Source organism: Streptomyces sp. LUP47B, assembly GCF_001746295.1.
Classification (GTDB): Bacteria; Actinomycetota; Actinomycetes; order Streptomycetales; family Streptomycetaceae; genus Streptomyces.
This window is the reverse complement of sequence record NZ_MJAH01000004.1, coordinates 409,202-426,091: the sequence shown is the minus strand read 5'-3', so window position 1 is coordinate 426,091 and position 16,890 is coordinate 409,202. Positions and strand designations below refer to the sequence as shown.

17 protein-coding genes and 4 tRNA genes are annotated in these 16,890 nt (G+C 72.1%); 10 read left to right on the top strand and 11 right to left on the bottom strand.

The features are described 5' to 3' along the window. The first annotated feature begins 26 nt into the window (after positions 1-26). Positions 27-1,205: a trans-acting enoyl reductase family protein gene (locus BFN33_RS15515; protein WP_176742395.1), complete on the top strand. Its 1,179-nt coding sequence runs from the start codon at positions 27-29 to the stop codon at positions 1,203-1,205. Positions 1,206-1,212: 7 nt separating this feature from the next. On the opposite strand, the gene mmpA is transcribed toward BFN33_RS15515, so the two are convergent. Both mmpA and BFN33_RS15510 read right to left on the bottom strand, forming a co-directional pair. Then, the gene (gene mmpA, locus BFN33_RS53160) at positions 1,213-1,371 is read right to left on the bottom strand and encodes a morphogenic membrane protein MmpA (RefSeq protein WP_086723806.1); all 159 of its coding nucleotides are present in this window, start codon (positions 1,369-1,371) and stop codon (positions 1,213-1,215) included. Between the two features lie 97 nt (positions 1,372-1,468). After that, the gene (locus BFN33_RS15510) at positions 1,469-2,158 is read right to left on the bottom strand and encodes an endonuclease V (RefSeq protein WP_069760607.1); all 690 of its coding nucleotides are present in this window, start codon (positions 2,156-2,158) and stop codon (positions 1,469-1,471) included. A gap of 42 nt (positions 2,159-2,200) precedes the next feature. On the opposite strand from BFN33_RS15510, the gene BFN33_RS15505 reads away from it, so the two are divergent. Continuing rightward, positions 2,201-2,497, top strand: a complete 297-nt coding sequence (locus tag BFN33_RS15505; RefSeq protein ID WP_069760606.1) for a YciI family protein — start codon at positions 2,201-2,203, stop codon at positions 2,495-2,497. Positions 2,498-2,500: 3 nt separating this feature from the next. Here the strand turns inward: BFN33_RS15505 and BFN33_RS15500 are convergent, their stop codons facing one another. Together BFN33_RS15500 and BFN33_RS15495 are read right to left on the bottom strand one after the other, a co-directional pair. Next, positions 2,501-2,830 (bottom strand): hypothetical protein, encoded by a 330-nt coding sequence (locus BFN33_RS15500; RefSeq protein WP_057610165.1) that lies wholly within the window; start codon positions 2,828-2,830, stop codon positions 2,501-2,503. A 50-nt stretch (positions 2,831-2,880) separates the two neighbouring features. After that, positions 2,881-3,975 (bottom strand): oxidoreductase, encoded by a 1,095-nt coding sequence (locus BFN33_RS15495; RefSeq protein ID WP_176742394.1) that lies wholly within the window; start codon positions 3,973-3,975, stop codon positions 2,881-2,883. Between the two features lie 260 nt (positions 3,976-4,235). Between BFN33_RS15495 and BFN33_RS15490 the strand changes: the two genes are divergently transcribed. Then, complete coding sequence (locus BFN33_RS15490) at positions 4,236-4,652, top strand: SsgA family sporulation/cell division regulator (RefSeq protein ID WP_069760605.1); 417 nt, start codon at positions 4,236-4,238, stop codon at positions 4,650-4,652. A 355-nt stretch (positions 4,653-5,007) separates the two neighbouring features. Here the strand turns inward: BFN33_RS15490 and BFN33_RS15485 are convergent, their stop codons facing one another. Next, on the bottom strand, positions 5,008-5,655 hold the full coding sequence (locus BFN33_RS15485) for a GPP34 family phosphoprotein (protein ID WP_069760604.1): 648 nt from the start codon (positions 5,653-5,655) through the stop codon (positions 5,008-5,010). A 284-nt stretch (positions 5,656-5,939) separates the two neighbouring features. On the opposite strand from BFN33_RS15485, the gene BFN33_RS15480 reads away from it, so the two are divergent. Next, positions 5,940-7,562, top strand: coding sequence for an ABC-F family ATP-binding cassette domain-containing protein (locus tag BFN33_RS15480; protein ID WP_069760603.1), 1,623 nt, complete (start codon positions 5,940-5,942; stop codon positions 7,560-7,562). Here the strand turns inward: BFN33_RS15480 and BFN33_RS15475 are convergent. Next, the gene (locus BFN33_RS15475) at positions 7,531-8,247 is read right to left on the bottom strand and encodes a MerR family transcriptional regulator (protein ID WP_069760602.1); all 717 of its coding nucleotides are present in this window, start codon (positions 8,245-8,247) and stop codon (positions 7,531-7,533) included. The two genes, BFN33_RS15480 and BFN33_RS15475, sit on opposite strands and share 32 nt — an antisense overlap. A 51-nt stretch (positions 8,248-8,298) precedes the next feature. Here BFN33_RS15475 and BFN33_RS15470 point away from each other — a divergent pair, with 51 nt between their 5' ends. The 4 genes from BFN33_RS15470 to BFN33_RS15455 all read left to right on the top strand — a co-directional run bounded on the left by BFN33_RS15470 (position 8,299) and on the right by BFN33_RS15455 (position 11,860). Beyond that, complete coding sequence (locus BFN33_RS15470; RefSeq protein ID WP_069760601.1) at positions 8,299-8,733, top strand: DUF6194 family protein; 435 nt, start codon at positions 8,299-8,301, stop codon at positions 8,731-8,733. Positions 8,734-8,862: 129 nt separating this feature from the next. Continuing rightward, the gene (ddaH, locus tag BFN33_RS15465) at positions 8,863-9,639 is read left to right on the top strand and encodes a dimethylargininase (RefSeq protein WP_069760600.1); all 777 of its coding nucleotides are present in this window, start codon (positions 8,863-8,865) and stop codon (positions 9,637-9,639) included. A 204-nt stretch (positions 9,640-9,843) separates the two neighbouring features. Continuing rightward, the gene (locus tag BFN33_RS15460) at positions 9,844-10,824 is read left to right on the top strand and encodes an acyl-ACP desaturase (RefSeq protein ID WP_069760599.1); all 981 of its coding nucleotides are present in this window, start codon (positions 9,844-9,846) and stop codon (positions 10,822-10,824) included. A 199-nt stretch (positions 10,825-11,023) separates the two neighbouring features. Then, positions 11,024-11,860, top strand: coding sequence for a hypothetical protein (locus BFN33_RS15455; protein ID WP_069760598.1), 837 nt, complete (start codon positions 11,024-11,026; stop codon positions 11,858-11,860). A 15-nt stretch (positions 11,861-11,875) separates the two neighbouring features. Here BFN33_RS15455 and BFN33_RS15450 read toward each other — a convergent pair. Further along, a tRNA-Trp gene (locus BFN33_RS15450) sits at positions 11,876-11,951 on the bottom strand. A gap of 90 nt (positions 11,952-12,041) precedes the next feature. On the opposite strand from BFN33_RS15450, the gene BFN33_RS15445 reads away from it, so the two are divergent. Both BFN33_RS15445 and BFN33_RS15440 read left to right on the top strand, forming a co-directional pair. Beyond that, on the top strand, positions 12,042-13,445 hold the full coding sequence (locus tag BFN33_RS15445; protein WP_069760597.1) for a hypothetical protein: 1,404 nt from the start codon (positions 12,042-12,044) through the stop codon (positions 13,443-13,445). After that, positions 13,445-15,238, top strand: a complete 1,794-nt coding sequence (locus tag BFN33_RS15440) for an AAA family ATPase (protein ID WP_069760596.1) — start codon at positions 13,445-13,447, stop codon at positions 15,236-15,238. Before BFN33_RS15445 ends, BFN33_RS15440 begins: the two co-directional genes overlap by 1 nt. Positions 15,239-15,277: 39 nt before the next feature. Here the strand turns inward: BFN33_RS15440 and BFN33_RS15435 are convergent, their stop codons facing one another. From BFN33_RS15435 to BFN33_RS15420, 4 genes are all read right to left on the bottom strand, one after another. Next, positions 15,278-16,606, bottom strand: a complete 1,329-nt coding sequence (locus BFN33_RS15435; RefSeq protein ID WP_069760595.1) for an SDR family NAD(P)-dependent oxidoreductase — start codon at positions 16,604-16,606, stop codon at positions 15,278-15,280. Between the two features lie 28 nt (positions 16,607-16,634). Then, positions 16,635-16,706: transfer RNA gene (locus tag BFN33_RS15430), tRNA-Ala, on the bottom strand. Between the two features lie 7 nt (positions 16,707-16,713). After that, positions 16,714-16,785 (bottom strand) — tRNA-Asp (locus tag BFN33_RS15425). Positions 16,786-16,795: 10 nt separating this feature from the next. Beyond that, positions 16,796-16,869: transfer RNA gene (locus BFN33_RS15420), tRNA-Gly, on the bottom strand. Between the last annotated feature and the right edge of the window lie 21 nt (positions 16,870-16,890).

Here is a 16,890-nt window from a genome sequence, read left to right as displayed (position 1 = left end):
GCGCCGCGGCGGGACCCAGGAGTGTCATGAGCAGGCTGAAAAGGGCGGACCGCCCCTACGACATCGTTCTTTTCGGAGCGACCAGCTTCGCGGGAGTGCTCACCGCGGAGTACCTCGCCGCACATGGCCCGGACGATCTGCGCTGGGCGATCGCCGGCCGCAGCGAGGGCAGGCTCCGGGCGCTGCGCGAGAAGCTGCCGGGAGGCAAGGACGTCGAGGTGCTCACGGCCGACGTCTCGGACCCGGAGTCGCTGCGCGCCCTCGCCGGGCGGGCGCGCGTGGTCGCCACGACGGTCGGCCCCTATCTGACGTACGGCGAGGAGCTCGTCGCCGCCTGCGCGGACGCGGGTACGGACTATCTCGACCTCTCCGGCGAGCCGGAGTTCGTGGACCTGATGTACGTCCGGCACGACGCACGCGCGCGTGAGACGGGCGCACGGCTGGTGCACGCGTGCGGGTTCGACTCGATCCCGCACGACCTGGGGGCGTACTTCACGGTCCGGCAGCTGCCGGAGGGCGTGCCGCTGACCGTCGACGGGTTCGTGACCGCCGACGCCACCTTCTCCGGCGGAACCTTCGCCTCGGCGTTGAACCAGTTCGCGCGCGGCCGGCAGATGATCGCAGCCGCCCGGGACCGCGGACGGCACGAGCCGCGCCTGGTGGGCCGACGGGCGAGCGCGCCGACCGGAACCCCGCGGTACGCCCAGGAGATCGGCGCCTGGGCCCTGCCACTGCCGACCATCGACGCGCAGATCGTCCGGCGCTCCGCGAAGGCCCTCGAGCGCTACGGCCCCGACTTCCGCTACCGCCATTACGCGGCGGTACGGCGGCTGCCCATGGCGGTGGGCGGGGTCGCGGCCGTGGGTGCGCTGTTCGCGGCGGCGCAGGTGCCGCCCGCACGGCGCTGGCTGTCCGGCCGGGTCAAGCCCGGTGACGGGCCGAGCCCCGAGAAGCGGGCCAGGAGCTGGTTCACCGTGCGTTTCGTCGGCGAGGGCGGTGGGCGCCGGGTGTTCACCGAGGTCGCGGGCGGCGATCCCGGATACGACGAGACGGCGAAGATGTTCGCCGAGTCGGCGCTGTCCCTGGCCTTCGACGACCTGCCGGAGACCGCCGGTCAGGTCACGACGGCGGTGGCGATGGGGGACGCGCTGATCGAGCGGCTGCGACGGGCCGGCATCACCTTCCGGGTTGCGTCGAGCCGGTGAGCCCGCGTCAGAAGGACCAGCCCGCCACCGTGTAGATCATCCCCGCGATCCAGCCGAGTCCCGCGAGCACACCGAGGACGAGTGCGGCGGTCACCGCGCGCTCGACGGGCCGGTTCGGGTCGGCGAGGGGCTTGGGAGAACGGTGGGTCATGCGATGCGTCGTCATGCGGGACAGCCTGCCGATCGCACCGGGGCCCGCACATCCGTACAGATACTCAGACGACGTACTCAGTCCCCTGGCGGGGTCGCCTCCTGAGGCGCGGTCAGGCGGTCGCCTCCCGCAGCGCCCTCCGGCACAGCGCGTCCGCCCTGCGGGTCGTCTCCGGGAGCCGGTACGACGGCGTGAGGGCGAGCGTGTGGGCGCAGGCGTTGTCGAGGCTCACCCGGTGGCCGACCGAGACGAAGACCGGCTTCACGGCCTCGCGGGTCCGCAGGGCCCGGCCCACCTCCTGCGCGTCCGCCAGCAGCGGCGCCCACGCGCCGCGCCGGGCACCGGGATCGTCGTAGGTGAAGGCGAACGGGTTCTTGGCGACGCCGATCGTCGGCAGACCGGTGAGCACGCCCAGGTGGCTTGCGAGGCCGAAGCGGCGGGGATGGGCGAGGCCGTAGCCGTCGCAGACGACCAGGCCGGGCGGGGCCGGCAGGGCGCCGAGGGCGGCGAGGACCGTGGGGATCTCGCGGAAGGCGAGCAGACCGGGGACGTACGGGAAGGAGATCCGCCCGACGGCCGTGGCCTCGGCGACGACGTCCAGGGTCGCCGCGTCCAGCACGACGGCCGCCGCCGCGACGACGTCCCGTTCGTCGTCGTAGGCCACGTCGACCCCGGTGACATGGCCGGTGCCAGGCGGCGGGCCGGGCTCGTCGAGGACCGTCCTCGCCCTCAACTCGTCCTGAACGGCGCGGGCCTGCTCCTCGGTCGCGGGCCAGCCCGCGGGAATGTCTACGGTCGTCATGGTGGGGACGAGGGTACGGCGGGGCGGCGTACCCTCCCGATCATGTTCGTACTTGAGCTGACCTACACCGCCCCGCTCGATGCCGTGGACGCCGTGCTGCCGGCGCATGTCGCCTGGCTGGACGAGCAGTACGAGCGAGGCGTGTTCCTGGCGTCCGGGCGCAAGAACCCCCGCGACGGCGGGGTGATCATCGCCGTCGCGGAGGACCGCGCGCGGATCCAGGAGACCGTCGCGGGTGACCCGTTCGTCACGGCCGGGGTGTGCGCGTACCGCGTCACCGAGTTCGCCGCGACGAAGACGGCCCCCGCGCTGGAGGAGTACCGCGAGACCCTGGGCTGAGGGTCAGCTCTTGCCGCCCAGGGCGCGCTGGAGCTGGCTCTTGTTCATGTCCGAACGGCCCTTGACGCCCTTGCGTTTGGCTTCCTCGTAGAGCTGGTCGTAGGTCGGACCCTGGGAGCCCTTGCCGGACCGCTGGCCGCCCCGCTTGCCCGAGGACATGTCCTGGGTCGAGGTGCGGCTGGCGGTCTTGGACTCGCCGGACCGGGCGCGTTCCTTGTTGACCGTCCGCGCCGCGATCTCCTTGGCCCGTCCGGTGCTCTCGCCCCGGTCCTGGGCGCTCTCCTTGATGTGCTCGTACTGACGCTCGCGCTTGGAGCTCGAACCGGCTGGCATGTGGGATCACTCCTTTCGCCGTCGGCGACCGGGTACCCACATTCCGCCACTCAGCCCTCCAGTCGTGCCACCCGCCCCTTCTCCCCGGCCGCCCAGCAACCGCCGTCGACCGTGCAGTCCACGGTGTCGTACGAGCCGGTGTCGACGGTCCGCCAGGTCCGGCCGCCGTCCCGGGTGAGGTCGGTGCCGGTGGGGCCGACGGCGAGGGCGGCGGTGCGGCTGTGCGGGAGCCAGGCCACTCCGGAGCGGTAGCCGTTCACCGGGACCGCGGCGGGCCGCCAGGCGGCACCCCCGTCGCCGGTCCGGGCGGCGGCCCGCGGCGAGCTCTGGTCGGCGCGGTAGTCGCCGCCGACCGCGAGTCCGTGCGCGCGGTCGCGGAAGGCGAGCGCGAAGACGCCCTTGGCCGGGTCGCCCGCCGGGATCGGCGTGTCGGAGGCCGTCCAGGTCAGCCCCCGGTCGGCGGAGTGCAGTACACGCGCGCGTGCCGCCCCGCCGGTGGCCAGCCAGACGTCCCGGGGCCCGGAACTGACCAGGCACTGCCCGCTCGCCGCGAAGCCTGCCTCACCGTCGAGCGCGGCAGGCATCCCGGTGTTCGGCAGCACCTTCCAGGAGCGGCCGCCGTCGGAGGTCGACAGGATGCGGAACTTCCCGTCCACCGGGTCACTCATGGCGATGCCGTGACGGTGGTCGAAGAAGGACAGGCAGTCGTAGAAGGCCTTGGCGTCGGTGTTGCGGAAGGACTCGGTCCAGGTCGCGCCGCCGTCGTCGGTGCGGTAGACGCGGGACGCCTCGCCCTCTCCGATGGCCAGGACCACGGCCCGGCGCGCGCCGAAGGACTCGATGTCGCGGAACTGCAGTTCGGCGGCGCCTGGCGGCGAGACGTTGCGCCAGCTCGCCCCGCCGTCCGTGGTGCGCAGCACGGTGCCCTGGGTACCGGCCAGCCAGGCGGTGTCCCGGCTGACGGCCGACAGCCCGCGGAACCGCACCTCAGGGGTGCCGCTGTCCTTGAGTTCCCAGTGCGGAGTTCGGCCGTCGGGGCCGTGCGCCTGGGCCGGTACGGCGGCCAGGGCGGCCAGCGCCGCCGCACAGGCCACCCCCACGGCGATGGTCCGGCCCGTCAGACCCGTACGTCTCTTGCCTCGCATGTTCCCCAAGCGCCTCATGGCGGGCGAAGCTAGCCCACACTCCCGGCGCCGTCCAGATGCCCTCGGCCGTCCGCCCGGCGGTGCGGAGGTTGCCACAAGTGCCTCTCGGGGCACGGGAAGAGGACTGAATCACACCAGTGCATGAAGACGGTGACAGAGGTCACTCGACTTTCGTGTACACGGATTGGCTCATTCCGTCGTCTCCTCCAGTGCCCGTCCTCACTCCGAAGCCCCACCAGCCGTCACAAGGGAGCAAGGCGTTGTCCACCGTCATCGAGCAGCCCGTCGAGGCACGTCTCGTCGCCGCGGCACCGCGGATGCCGAGCATTCCCGCCACACTTCACTACGACCGCTGCGATCCCTTCGCGGTCCGTATGACCTTCCCCGCCCCGGCCACCCTTGAGGGGGTCGAGGTCTGCTGGACCTTCAGCCGCGATCTGCTCAGCACCGGCCTGCACGAACCCGACGGCCACGGCGACGTCCGGGTGCGGCCCTACGGCTACGACCGCACCGTTCTCGAGTTCCACGCCCCCGAGGGCACCGCCGTCGTGCATGTGCGCACGGGTGAGCTGCGCCGGTTCCTGGAGGCGACGAACGACCTGGTGCCGACCGGCCTCGAGCACCTCCAGCTCGACCTCGACCACGACCTGGCGGAGCTGATGCGGGACGCCTGCTGATCCGGGCCACCGAAGAGGGCGCCGAGCTCACCGTGGTCGAGCCGTCGGCAGGCGCGTCCCACGTCCCCGCGTCCAGCAGCTCCCGCGCGGCGCGGCGGACCAGGGCGGGTGCGGCCGGCTCGGCGACGGGCGGGTGCCGGGTCCTGCCAAGTCGTTCAGCTGTCCGTCCACGCGGTCGACGACGAGTGTGACGGTCCCCGGGTCGACGGCCCCGGGGACGAAGATCCCGTCGGCACCCGAGGCGAGGCGGGCGGCCCGCTCCGGGGCTCCAGGGCTCCAGGGCTCCAGGGCTCCAGGGCTCCAGGGCTCCAGGGCTCCAGGGTGAGACCCTCCCCCGCTTCGGCCCTGCCGATGATCAGGCTCCGGCCGAGGCCGCCGCCACCGCCCCACGCAGCTCGTGGACGACCTTCCGCAGCGCCGGGGCCGCCTGCCCGCTGCGTTCGATCAACTCCTCGACCCGGGTGTCGTGCGACTCCTTGCGGGGCAGCAGGGTCCGCAGCCCGGCGGCGGCCGCGAGCGCGACGACGGCCGCGTCCCGGTCGGAGATGTCCACGGCCGGTACCGGCCCCCGCAGGATCTGCCGTGCCTCCTCCTGGAGCGCCTCCACCGCGGCCGGGCGCGCCAGGTCGTACTCGACCGTGGGAAAGAGCCCGAGGGCCCGCCTCTTCCGCGCCCGCAGCCATCCCCCGGCGGCGAGTTGTTCCCGTACGGCGTCCAGGGTGATCCGGGTGTGCAGCGTCACCCAGGACCGCCACCGGTGCGGCCGGGATTCGCGGACCAGTTCGAGAAGCCCGTCCAGGACGGCGTCGCCGGTGGACGCGTCCATGTCGACCGGCGTGGCGATGCCGTCGTCGTCGACGAGCAGCCCGCGCTGGGCCAACTCGGTGAGCGCACCGGCCCGAACCAGCTGGGGGTTCTGAGTGGCGCCGGTGATCTCGGACTTCGAGGTGTCCCAGGCCAGCAGGTAGAGGTGGGCCGGCAGGGAGAGCGGGCCGACGGGCACGGGGCCTCCTAGGGAGCATTAACTCGTTGACAGCCCTGCGGCCGCCTCGTACGTTGTACAACGGTTCTGTTGTCGTCGATCGGAGAAGGACGTTGCTCGTCTGAGGTCCTGAGACACCGTGTCACACACCTGAGGTGTGTGCGCTGCGTGCGACCTCGGCACTCGAGCCGTTCCGACGAGCCGGGCCCTGTCCGTGCCCTCCGGTTTCCCCTCGTCCCCCCGTCGCCGCGGGTGTCTCGATACGCGTTTGCCCCTTCTCGCTTCGAGCAACCGCGGAGACTCGTATGTCTGCTTCCATCACCTGCACCTCGCTCGCCTTCTCCTGGCCCGACGGCACCCCTGTGTTCGAGGGCCTCGACATCGCCTTCGGCCCCGGCCGGACCGGTCTCGTCGGCGTCAACGGGTCAGGAAAATCAACCCTGTTGAAGCTCATCGCCAGTGAACTCACCCCGGCCGACGGCGCCGTGCGCGTCGCGGGCGAGGTCGGTTACCTGCCGCAGAACGTCACGCTCGACACCGCCCTGAGGGTCGACGAGGCGCTCGGTATCGCCGCCCGGCGCGCCGCCCTGCACGCCATCGAGGCGGGCGACGTGGCCGAGGAGCACTTCGAGACGGTCGGCGACGACTGGGACGTGGAGGAGCGGGCCCTGGCCACCCTCGGCGAACTCGGGCTCGGCCACATCGGGTTGGACCGCGGGATCGGCGAGGTCTCGGGCGGCGAGTCGGTGCTGCTGCGGCTGGCCGCGCTGCTGCTGCGCCGCCCGGACGTCCTGCTTCTCGACGAGCCCACCAACAACCTCGATCTGTACGCCCGCAGGCGTCTGTACACGGCCGTCGCCTCCTGGCCGGGGGTCATGGTCGTGGTCAGCCACGACCGCGAACTCCTCGACCTGGTCGACCAGATCGCCGATCTGCGCTCCGGGGAGGTCAGCTGGTACGGCGGCAACTTCTCCGCCTACGAGGAGGCCCTGGCCGTCGAACAGGACGCGGCGGAGCGGATGGTGCGGGTCGCCGAGTCCGACTTCCGCAAGCAGAAACGCGAACTGGTCGACGCCCAGGTCAAGTTGGCCCGGCGCAAGCGGTACGGCCAGAAGATGTTCGAGCAGAAGCGCGAACCGAAGATCGTCATGGGGGCGCGCAAGCGGTCGGCACAGGAGTCCGCGGGCAAGCACCGCATCATGCACGAGGAGAAACTCGCCGAGGCCAAGGACCGGCTCGACGAGGCGGTGGAGGCCGTACGGGACGACGACGAGATCCGCGTCGACCTGCCGTACACGGCCGTGCCGCCGGGCCGTACGGTGCTGACCCTCATGGACCTGGAACTCGCCTACGGCGCACGGGTGAAGGGCGGGCTCGACCTGCGGGGCCCCGAGCGGGTCGCGCTGATCGGGCGCAACGGAGCGGGCAAGACGACGCTGCTGCGCACGATCGCCGGGGAACTGGAGCCGGTGTCGGGCGAGGCGACGGCCCATGTCCCGCTCCGCTTCCTGCCCCAGCGACTGGACGTCCTCGACGGCGAGCTGTCGGTCGCCGAGAACGTGGCCCGGTTCGCACCGGGTGCCACCAACAACCGGGTGCGGGCCCGTCTCGCCCGCTTCCTGTTCCGGGGCGCCCGGGCCGACCAGCAGGCGTCGACGCTGTCCGGTGGTGAACGCTTCCGGGCGGCCCTGGCCGCGCTGATGCTGGCGGAGCCCGCACCCCAGCTGCTCATGCTCGACGAGCCGACGAACAACCTCGACATGGCGAGCGTGCGGCAACTGACGTCAGCCCTGGAGTCGTACGAGGGCGCCCTGGTCGTGGCCAGTCACGACCTGCCGTTCCTGGAGTCGCTCGGCATCACGCGCTGGCTGATGCTGGACGGTGAGCTGCGGGAGGTCACTCCGGAGGACCTGGAGTTCCCCGCGTAGCGTCCACGGCGGTGACGACGGCCGCCAGATCCGTGCCCGCCCGGAGCAGCGCCACGCTCCGGGCGGCGAGCTGGTCGAGCCGTCCCCGCAGGATGCGCCGGGCGTCCTCCAGTCCGTCGCGGCCGTCCAGGGAACCCATGACCTCGCGCACGGCCGGAATGCCGTAACCGCCCGCGCGCAGGGCGGCGACGACCCGTGCGGCCCCGATGGCCGCCGGCCCGTAGCGACGCGCGCGCAGGGTGGTCACCCGCTGGGGGAGCACGAGCCCTTCCTGCTCCCAGAACCTGAGGGTGGACGACCGCACGCCCAGCGCCTCCGCGAGCTGCGTGATGGTCATGGAGTCGCCGCCCCGGCCGTCCTCCTCGGCTTGGATGCCCTGGAGCGCCCGCTGGGCGCGCAGCGCCTCCTCGCGTTCCCGCGCGAGCCGGGCGTGGACCCCGTCGATCTCCGCGGCCGCGTCCGCGATCGTCGCCGTCCGCAGCCCGGCGAGCAGGCGCCGGGCCTCGACGGGGCCGACGGCACCGGCGAGTCCGCGGTAGGCGCGCAGAGCGTGCACGTGGAGCGGCGTGTAGCAGCGGTAGCCGTTGTCCGACCGTACGGCCGGCGGGATCACCCCCAGCCGCTCCAGGTCGCGTACCTGCTGCGCCGAGTACCCGGACGCCCTCGCGACGTCGGCTGTGCGCATCGTCCGGCCAACCCCACATAAGCACTTGAAGGTCACGCTTGAACCATGAGTATGGAGCAGATCATCGCGACCGTGCGCGGCTTCGAGGGAGCACTCGTGGTCGTCCCGGAGCCGGGTGGGGGCTTTCCCGAGATCGCGTGGGGCGACGCGTTCTTCTACTACGCCCCCGACGGCCTGATGCCCCGGGCCACACAGCCCTACGGCACGATCGTCACCAAGGACTACCCCGACGACAGCGCGTCCGACCTCGACCCCCCGGGTCGCTGGCGGATCAACATCCATGTCGGCCGGGCGGCGCTTCCGGAACTCCTCGGGGGGCGGTACGACCTCGCGGCGGCCGACGTGCTGCTGCCGCACCCGGTCTACGGCCCCCTCGGCTGGAGCTGCGTCGTGAATCCCGGCGAGCGGACGACCGGGACCGTCGTACGACTGCTGCGTGCGGCCCACGAGGCGGCACGCGCGCGTGAAGCGCGACGGCGCTCGTGAGCCGTGGCGCGTCTCAGGAGGGCCACAGCCTGGCTCCGGGGGTTTTGTCGACACGGACCGGCGCTGCATGATGGCTGACCGGCGCCCGTCACGGATGCCGCCCCTGTCCCGCCGATACGGAGTTCCCTCGTGCCCAGCAAGAAGGCCCTCGTCCGCCGCCCCAGCCCGCGCCTCGCCGAAGGTCTGGTGACGCACGTCGAGCGGGAGAAGGTCGACGTCGACCTCGCGCTCGAACAGTGGGAGACGTACGTCGAGGCCCTGCGCGCGCACGGCTGGGAGACCGTCGAGGTGGACCCGGAGGACGACTGCCCGGACTCGGTGTTCGTCGAGGACACCGTGGTCATGTACAAGAACGTCGCGCTGATCGCCCGCTCCGGCGCGGAGTCCCGGCGCGAGGAGACCATCGGCGTCGAGGAGGCCGTGGCGCGCCTGGGCTGCTCCGTGAACTGGATCTGGGAGCCCGGCACCCTGGACGGCGGCGACGTGCTGAAGGTCGGCGACACGATCTACGTCGGCCGGGGCGGGCGTACCAACGCGGCCGGCGTCCAGCAGCTGCGGGCCGCCTTCGAACCACTCGGGGCCCAGGTCGTCGCCGTACCGGTGAACAAGGTGCTGCACCTGAAGTCGGCGGTCACCGCGCTGCCCGACGGAACCGTCATCGGGCACATCCCCAAGGTGGACCGGCCCGCTCTCTTCCCGCGCTTCCTGTCCGTGCCCGAGGAGGCCGGCGCCCATGTCGTCCTGCTCGGCGGCCCCAAGCTGCTCATGGCGGCGAGCGCGCCGAAGACGGCGGAGCTGCTCACCGACCTCGGCTTCGAGCCGGCGGTGGTCGACATCAGCGAGTTCGAGAAGCTCGAAGGCTGTGTGACGTGTCTCTCAGTTCGACTGCGGGACCTGTATGCCTGATCGGGCGTGCGTGTCTCCCGCGGCCCCGGACCTGCGGTTCCGGGGCCGCTTGTCATGCCCGGGAAACACCGCTGATCAGGGATCTTTACGGCACGCTTAACCTACGGTGTCGTAACCTACGGTTTCGTAGCCTACGATTCCGTAGGTTCCCCGGCGCCGCTCGCCGATCCCCTCAATTGTTCGCCGCGTCCCCCTGGAGTACCTGTGACGATCACTTCCCCTCACCTCGGCAGCCCGTCCTCCGCCTGGACCGACGCGCGACTGCTGTACGCGCTGGAGGAAGTGGTCGAGCAGGAACTCAACCGGCATCTGAAGGTCACCAAGGACTGGATGCCGCACGAGTACGTCCCGTGGAGCGACGCCCGCAACTTCCCCGGTCTCTTCGAGGACGGCGAGGCCTGGGAGAAAGGCCAGTCCAAGGTCACCGAGATCGGCCGGATCGCCCTCGTCGTGAACCTCCTCACGGAGGACAACCTCCCCAGCTACCACCACGAGATCGCCTCGCTCTTCGGCCGTGACGGCGCCTGGGGCACCTGGGTGCACCGCTGGACCGCCGAGGAGGGCCGGCACGGCATCGTGATGCGCGACTACCTGCTCGCCTCGCGCGCGGTGGACCCGGACCAGCTGGAGCAGTTCCGGATGGCCCACATGAGCGAGGGCTTCGAGTCGGACAACCGCCACTCGATGCTGCACTCGGTGGCCTACGTATCCTTCCAGGAGCTCGCGACCCGCGTCTCGCACCGCAACACCGGCCACCAGTCCGGGGACCCGGTCTGCGACCGCATGCTGGCGCGCATCGCCACCGACGAGAACCTGCACATGGTCTTCTACCGGAACCTGCTGAAGGCGGCCTTCGAGCTGGCGCCCGACCTGACGATGATGGCGGTGCGCGACGTCATCGTGAACTTCCGGATGCCCGGACACGGCATGCCCGGCTTCGAGCGGGCCGCCGCGCAGATGGCGATCGGCGAGATCTACAACATGCGCATCCACCACGACGACGTCATCCAGCCCGTCCTGCGCTACCTGAAGGTCCTGGAGATCGACGGTCTCGGCCCCGAGGGCCTCAAGGCCCAGGAGGAGCTCGGTCTGTACATGGGCGGCCTGGACGCGGAGGCGTCGAAGTTCGACGAGAAGCTGGCGGCGCGCAAGGCGCGGATGGCGGCTCGCGCGGCAGGCGTCTGACGCCGGTCCGGCCGGCCCTGGCATGCCTGCTTGGTCGGTCACCGCGGCCGACCCCGCCGGTCGACCGTCCCTGCGCCCGGCGACGCTGCTGCCCGCGGCCGTCCGACCGGGCCCGGCGGCCCGGCCCCGCCGGTCACCGCCCGGCAGCGCGACCGAATATCCGGTGCGGGCCGCCCGCCGCCCGGGGCATCATGCGGCCATGCATGACAGCAGCAAGGACCAGCGGGCCGTCGGCTTCCTGCTGGGCCTGATCGACGCCGACGCCGCCGCGCGGGTACGGCGGCGGATCGGCGCGTCGCCCATGGGCGCGAACGAACGCCGGGCCGCCTACGCCGCCCTGAAGCTGACCCCGGTCCCCTCCTCCGTGCTGGTGTGGATTCTGGAGGAGGACGACCCGAAGCTCAACGCGGCGGTGTACGGGCACGGTTCGGCCGACCCGACGATGCGGCGGGCGGTGCTGCGGGGCGTGCCGTTCGGTCCGGGCCGTACGGGCCCCGTGCCCGTGGACGATGTCCTGCGCAAGCACGCGGACGAACCGCCGGTGCCGCAATCCGTCGTGGCGCGGGGGCTCATCGGGGCGCTCCGGGCCGCCACCGCCATGGGGCCGGCCAGAAGCGCGGCGTCCATGGTGCTGGGACGCCGCGACTGGCAGACGGTCGCCGCGGCCGACCGCGAGCGGCCGTTGCCCGGTCACGCCCGCTGGGCCCTGTCCGTACGCCCGGACTGCCCGCCCGCGCTGCGCGCGCAGTTCGGCAGTCACCCCAAGTTCACCCACCGCGTCCGGCAGGCCGGCGTCCTGGCCGGTCCCGGTGCGTACGCGACCGCGCACGGACCCGCCGCACAGGTGCTGAAGGTGCTGTCCCTTGGCCGGGTGATGTTCCCCGCGCGCGTGGGCGACGCCGAGGACGCCCTGCGCCCCCTCGTGCGCGAGCACCTGGGCGACCGCGAGGAGGCCTGGGCGGTGCTGGCGCAGCTCCTCGACACGTTCCACGGGACGGCGCCAGAGCTGATCATGACGGCGGGCGCGATCGCCTGACCCTGCCGGGAGGGGGGCGGGGCGGCTGGATTCGAACCAGCGTGTTCCGGTTCTGGAGACCGGTGCGCCTGCCTCTGCGCTACGGCCCCGCCCTTGGTCCCCGAGCGTAATGCGTTGGCCCGTTGTCAGTGGGCGCTGCTACCAATGAGGCACGGGGGATTTCGGTACGGGGGGGCTCGGCATGGCGTACGGAGAGCGGGGGCGGCGTGTCCCGGTGGTCGATCTGGCCGACCGCAGGGCGCTGGAGCGGTACCGACCGGCGGACCCGGGGGTCGTCAAGGAGGCACGGCGGCTGAAGGAGGCCGCGCTGCTGGACTTCGGGCTGACCGAGTCGGCGGTGGCGTCCTGGCTGTACGCCAAGTGCCATCACCAGATCCCGACGACCGCGGTCGACACGGCGGCCGTGGTGGCCTCCGGCGACGGCTCCTGCCTGCTGCTGTACAACCCGGACTTCTTCGTCGGTCTCGGCCTGGACGGCGTCAAGTTCGTCCTGTTCCACGAGGCACGGCACCTCGTGCAGCGGCATCTGTTCAACGACCCGGAGCTGCGCGCGGACCCGGTGTTCGAGCTGGCCTGCGAGGTGTCCGTCAACCATGTGGCGCTGGTCCGGCTGGGCCGGCGGGAGCTCCCCCTGCTGGACGGCCGCCCGACCGGTGTCGACCCACGCGCGATCCATCACGCCTACGTCCTGGACCTGACGGGACACGGCCTCGAGCCGGTGCCGTACGAGACGTTCACCGAGACGGACATGCGGGTGTACGGCGAGCTGAAGCGCATGCACAACCCGCCCGTCCCCGAGGTGCGGCTGTGCGTGCACCTGCGGGAGGGAGGAGTGCCGGCCGACCAGGAGACCGTCGACGCGGTCGCCTCCTCGGCACTGCTCAACTCCCTGCTCGCGGCTCGTCGGGGGCACGCGGGCGCGGAGGGCGAGCTGCTCGACCTGATGGGCCGCACCGAGGACGGCAACACGCGGGCTTCGCGGATCTGGGGGAGCCTGGGCGCGGGTGCGCTGCGCGGTGAGACCACGCGCACGCGTACGGTCGACTGGTGGCAGCGCTGGCTGGTCGACGTGCTCGGTTCCAGACTGCGCGACGGTGAGCGGCTGGTGTACCCGAAGAAGCGGGGCGCGCTGCTCGCCGCGCTCGGCCAGGACCCGATGCTCTCGCGGCGCGGCCCGGTGCGGGAGAAGGTGCTCGTCGTCGCCTACGACACCTCGGGCTCCATGCCGGACCACGTCATCGAGTGGCTCACCCGGCTCGTGGGGCGGATCGACGGGGTCGAGGCGCACTGGCTCTCCTTCGACGCCGAGGTGATGCCGTTCCGGCCCGGCGAGCGGGTCTACGGCGGAGGCGGCACCAGCTTCCAGGCGGTCGCCGACTACGTGGAGGGCCGTACGGAGGTCGGCGGGCGGCGGTTCGACGTGACCCCGGACGCCGTCGTGATGCTCACCGACGGATACGCCCCGCCCGTCACGCCCGCCGAGCCGGACAAATGGATCTGGCTGATCACGGAGGGCGGAAACGACTGGCCGGAGACGCACACCCCCGCGATGGACTGCCATCGCGTCACCACAGGATCGCGGTAATGACGACGAGAACAGAGCAGTTGACCACCTCGCGCCTGGAGTCCTTCATCGACGCGATGATCGACATGGGGCAGACGGGGCAGATCTTCGGCGAGCACGGCATCGGCAAGACGGCGACGTTCTTCTCGCACATCGGCCGGGCGTACCCGGACGCGACGCTGGTGTACGTCCCGGCGGCGAACCTCACGCCGGACGACCTGCTCGTCAACGCACCGGTGCGGGACCCGCACACCGGTGAACTGGTGCTGCGTCAGCTGGTGATGAGCCAGTTGAAGCCGGGACAGCCGTTCGTGCTGCTCATCGACGACTCCCTGCAGGCGGGCGAGACGATCCAGTCGCAGCTGATGCAGATCGCCTGCAACTGGACGCTGGGGGAGCACGATCTGCGCGCGCTGGGCTGTGTCGGCGTCTTCCTGACGGACAACGAGTCGCTGGCCGAGACCTCGGCCCGCCGTAGCGATCTCGCGCTTCTGGACCGCATGGTGACGCTGCGGATCACGGCGAACGACACCTCGTGGCGGCGGCACCTGGCGGCGAAGTACCGCCCGTGGGATCTGCGTCCGGTGTTCTCCCTGTGGGCGTCCCTCTCCCCCGCCCTGCGCGAACTGCTGTCCCCGCGCACCCTCGACCACGTCCTGGCGAACGCGCAGGAGGGCTTTCCGCTGCGCTGGGGCCTGCCGCTGGTCGACGGGGAGCGGCTGCGGCTCGCCGAGCCGGGACGGGACGGCAGACCCGGACAGAACCGCACCGCCGAAATCCTGGACCGGGTCGCCGAGTCGCTCGGCGTACCCAACCCCGCGACGATCCCCGACCCGGTACGGCAGGTCGTGCGGGCGGCGCTGCGGAGGCGCTGGGCGGTGCTGCTCCAGGGCCCACCGGGCTGCGGCAAGACGGAACTGGTGCGGGAGACGGTGCGGGCGGGGCTGGGCCGGGAACCGCTGTATTTCTCGCTGCCGGTGACGAACGTCGAGGACCTGTGCGCGCCGATCCCCTCGGCCGACGGCACCCTCGACAACCTCCTTGCCGAGAAGTTCACCGGGCCCGGGCCCAAGGCGATCGTGTGGGACGAGTACAACCGGCCCAAGGACAAGGCCGCGTTCGCCAAGCTCATGGAGATCACCCAGGAGTGGTCGCTGGCGGGGCGGCCGATCGAGAACCTGAGGGCGCAGATCGCGGTGCAGAATCCGCCGTACCACCTGGGCCGCAAGATGCTCGTGACGCGGAACAACATCGCGCAGGCCACCCGGTTCACGGCCTCGCTCCAGGTCGAGCCCGAGGACATACCCGCCAACGAGTGGCTGCTGGCCCGGTACGGCTCGGACGCCGAGACGGTCCTGGAGTGGTGGAAGCACGACATCGACGACGACGGGCGGGCCTGGATCACCAAACGCACGCTGGAGCGGCTGATCAAGCTGCACCGGCGCGGGCTGCCGCTGGAGATGGGCACGGTCTATCTCGGCGACGGCGAGTACGCGCCCGTCCCGCTCACCGCGCTGATCGACCGGTTCCGGGGCCGCCCGGTCACCGGTCTGCGCGAGCTCGCGCGGGACGTCGACGCCTGGGAGGCCCGGCTGCGCCGCGCCGCCGGCCACTCCTCGGAGGGCGGCGACGACAGCGACGTCGTCCACCAGATCCTCGCCAACGCCGAGCTGTCCCAGCTCAGAAAGCACCACGCCGCCGTGATCCGCCTCGTCGCCCTGCTGCCGGCGAAGCTGCGCGCGACCTACCTGGTGGGCGCGTCGGCGCAGCAACAGCGGTTCTGGACCGAGGTGTTCATGGCGATGCGCCGGTGACGCGGGGCTGAGAGCGGCGCCGCTCTCAGCCCTCCCCGCTCACCACTCCGCCTCCCGGTAGTCCTTCAGGAAAACCCCGGACACGGGGTCGCCCGCCTCGCCGCGCACGATCGGGTCGTACACCCGCGCCGCCCCGTCCACGACGTCCAGCGGGGTACGGAACCCGGCGCGGGCCATCCGCTGCTTTTTCGGCGCCGGATTCTCGTCGGTGATCCAGCCGGTGTCGACGGCGCACATGTGCACGCCCTGCCCGGCGAGTTCGGCGGCGCTCGTGCGGGTGAGCATGTTGAGGGCGGCCTTGGCCATGTTGGTGTGCGGGTGGCCGGCCATCTTGTTGCGGACGGCGAATCGGCCCTCGACGGCGGTCACGTTGACGACGTACCTGCGGGGGTGCGGGGAGGCGAGCAGCAGGGGCAGCAGGCGGTCGCACAGGAGCGCCGGGGCGAGCGCGTTGACGAGCTGGGTCTCCAGGACCTCGGCCGGGTCGAGCGCGCCGAGCCGGGCGGACCAGGAGTTCTCCGGGGACGGGTCGGGCAGGAGCCCTGCCTCGTCGGCCTCGCGCAGCGCGACGGGCAGCGCCGCGGCGCCGCCCTCCAGCGTCCGCATCGAGGTGAAGCCCGGCGCCCGCCGTACCCCGTCGGGCAGCGCGTCGTGCTCGCCGGCGGCGAGGAGGGCGTACGACTCGGGTGGGCGGCGTACCGTCTGCGCGGCGTTGTTGACGAGGATGTCCAGGGGGGCGCCCGCCCGGCACAGGTCCTCGCACAGGCCCAGTACCTGGCGCGGGTCGCGCAGGTCGACCGCGATGACGGTCAGCCGGTCGAGCCACTGATCGCTGCCCGGCTCGGCCTGGAAGCGGCGCACGGTGTCGTGCGGGAAGCGGCTGGTCACCAGCAGTTCCGCGCCGTCCCGGAGCATCATCAGGGCCAGCTGGAAGCCGATCTTCACCCGGCCGCCGGTGAGCAGCGCGCGGCGCCCCTCGAGGTCGGTGGTCAGGGCCCGGCGGGCCGTGTTGTCGGCGGCACAGCGGGGGCACAGGCGGTGATAGAAGGCATCGACCTGTCGATAGGGCGACTTGCAGACATAGCAATTGCGCGGCTTGCGGAAGACGCCCGTGTCGCCGGGCTCGGCCAGCGGCGCGTCCTCGCGCCGGTCGTGGGCGCCGGTCGCGGTGGCCGCCATCGCCCCGGCGTCGGCGGCGGCCGTTTCGGCGCCCCGCGCCTTGCGCCGCCGCAGCCGGCCGTCGCGGGCGAAGGACGCGGCGACCTGCTCGGCGCGCAGCCGCACCGGGTCGTCGACGGGCAGCTCGCGCAGCCTGCCGACCGTACGGTGGAAGGCGGCCAGCTCGTCCTCGCCGATCACGTCACTCATGCGTCCCCGCCCCGTCGGTGCCCTGCCGCGAGCCAGGCCGGATTCGAACCGGCGTTCCCTTCATGCGATGAAGGTGCGCCTGCCTCTGCGCTACCGCCCCTTGCCATGGGCCCCGGCCGGATTCGAACCGGCGTATCCGCCCTGACAAGGCGGCGAGTCTGCCTCTGCTCCACAGGGCCCGCGGACGCAGCCCGGGGATCGGATTCGAACCGATGTATCTCGCCTTGGCAAGGCGGTGCGCCTGCCTCTGCGCTACGCCCGGGTGCGCTCCGGGATCCTAACCG

What these genes read in the sequence shown, in the direction of transcription:
- BFN33_RS15455 (WP_069760598.1), top strand. Translation starts at nt 11,024, where the DNA reads ATGCATGACAGCAGCAAGGACCAGCGGGCCGTCGGCTTCCTGCTGGGC.
- BFN33_RS15480 (WP_069760603.1), top strand. Translation starts at nt 5,940, where the DNA reads ATGTCTGCTTCCATCACCTGCACCTCGCTCGCCTTCTCCTGGCCCGAC.
- BFN33_RS15440 (WP_069760596.1), top strand. Translation starts at nt 13,445, where the DNA reads ATGACGACGAGAACAGAGCAGTTGACCACCTCGCGCCTGGAGTCCTTC.
- BFN33_RS15470 (WP_069760601.1), top strand. Translation starts at nt 8,299, where the DNA reads ATGGAGCAGATCATCGCGACCGTGCGCGGCTTCGAGGGAGCACTCGTG.
- BFN33_RS15475 (WP_069760602.1), bottom strand. Translation starts at nt 8,247, where the DNA reads ATGCGCACAGCCGACGTCGCGAGGGCGTCCGGGTACTCGGCGCAGCAG.
- BFN33_RS15500 (WP_057610165.1), bottom strand. Translation starts at nt 2,830, where the DNA reads ATGCCAGCCGGTTCGAGCTCCAAGCGCGAGCGTCAGTACGAGCACATC.
- BFN33_RS15515 (WP_176742395.1), top strand. Translation starts at nt 27, where the DNA reads ATGAGCAGGCTGAAAAGGGCGGACCGCCCCTACGACATCGTTCTTTTC.
- BFN33_RS15510 (WP_069760607.1), bottom strand. Translation starts at nt 2,158, where the DNA reads ATGACGACCGTAGACATTCCCGCGGGCTGGCCCGCGACCGAGGAGCAG.
- BFN33_RS15505 (WP_069760606.1), top strand. Translation starts at nt 2,201, where the DNA reads ATGTTCGTACTTGAGCTGACCTACACCGCCCCGCTCGATGCCGTGGAC.
- mmpA (WP_086723806.1), bottom strand. Translation starts at nt 1,371, where the DNA reads ATGACGACGCATCGCATGACCCACCGTTCTCCCAAGCCCCTCGCCGAC.
- BFN33_RS15435 (WP_069760595.1), bottom strand. Translation starts at nt 16,606, where the DNA reads ATGAGTGACGTGATCGGCGAGGACGAGCTGGCCGCCTTCCACCGTACG.
- BFN33_RS15445 (WP_069760597.1), top strand. Translation starts at nt 12,042, where the DNA reads ATGGCGTACGGAGAGCGGGGGCGGCGTGTCCCGGTGGTCGATCTGGCC.
- BFN33_RS15495 (WP_176742394.1), bottom strand. Translation starts at nt 3,975, where the DNA reads ATGCGAGGCAAGAGACGTACGGGTCTGACGGGCCGGACCATCGCCGTG.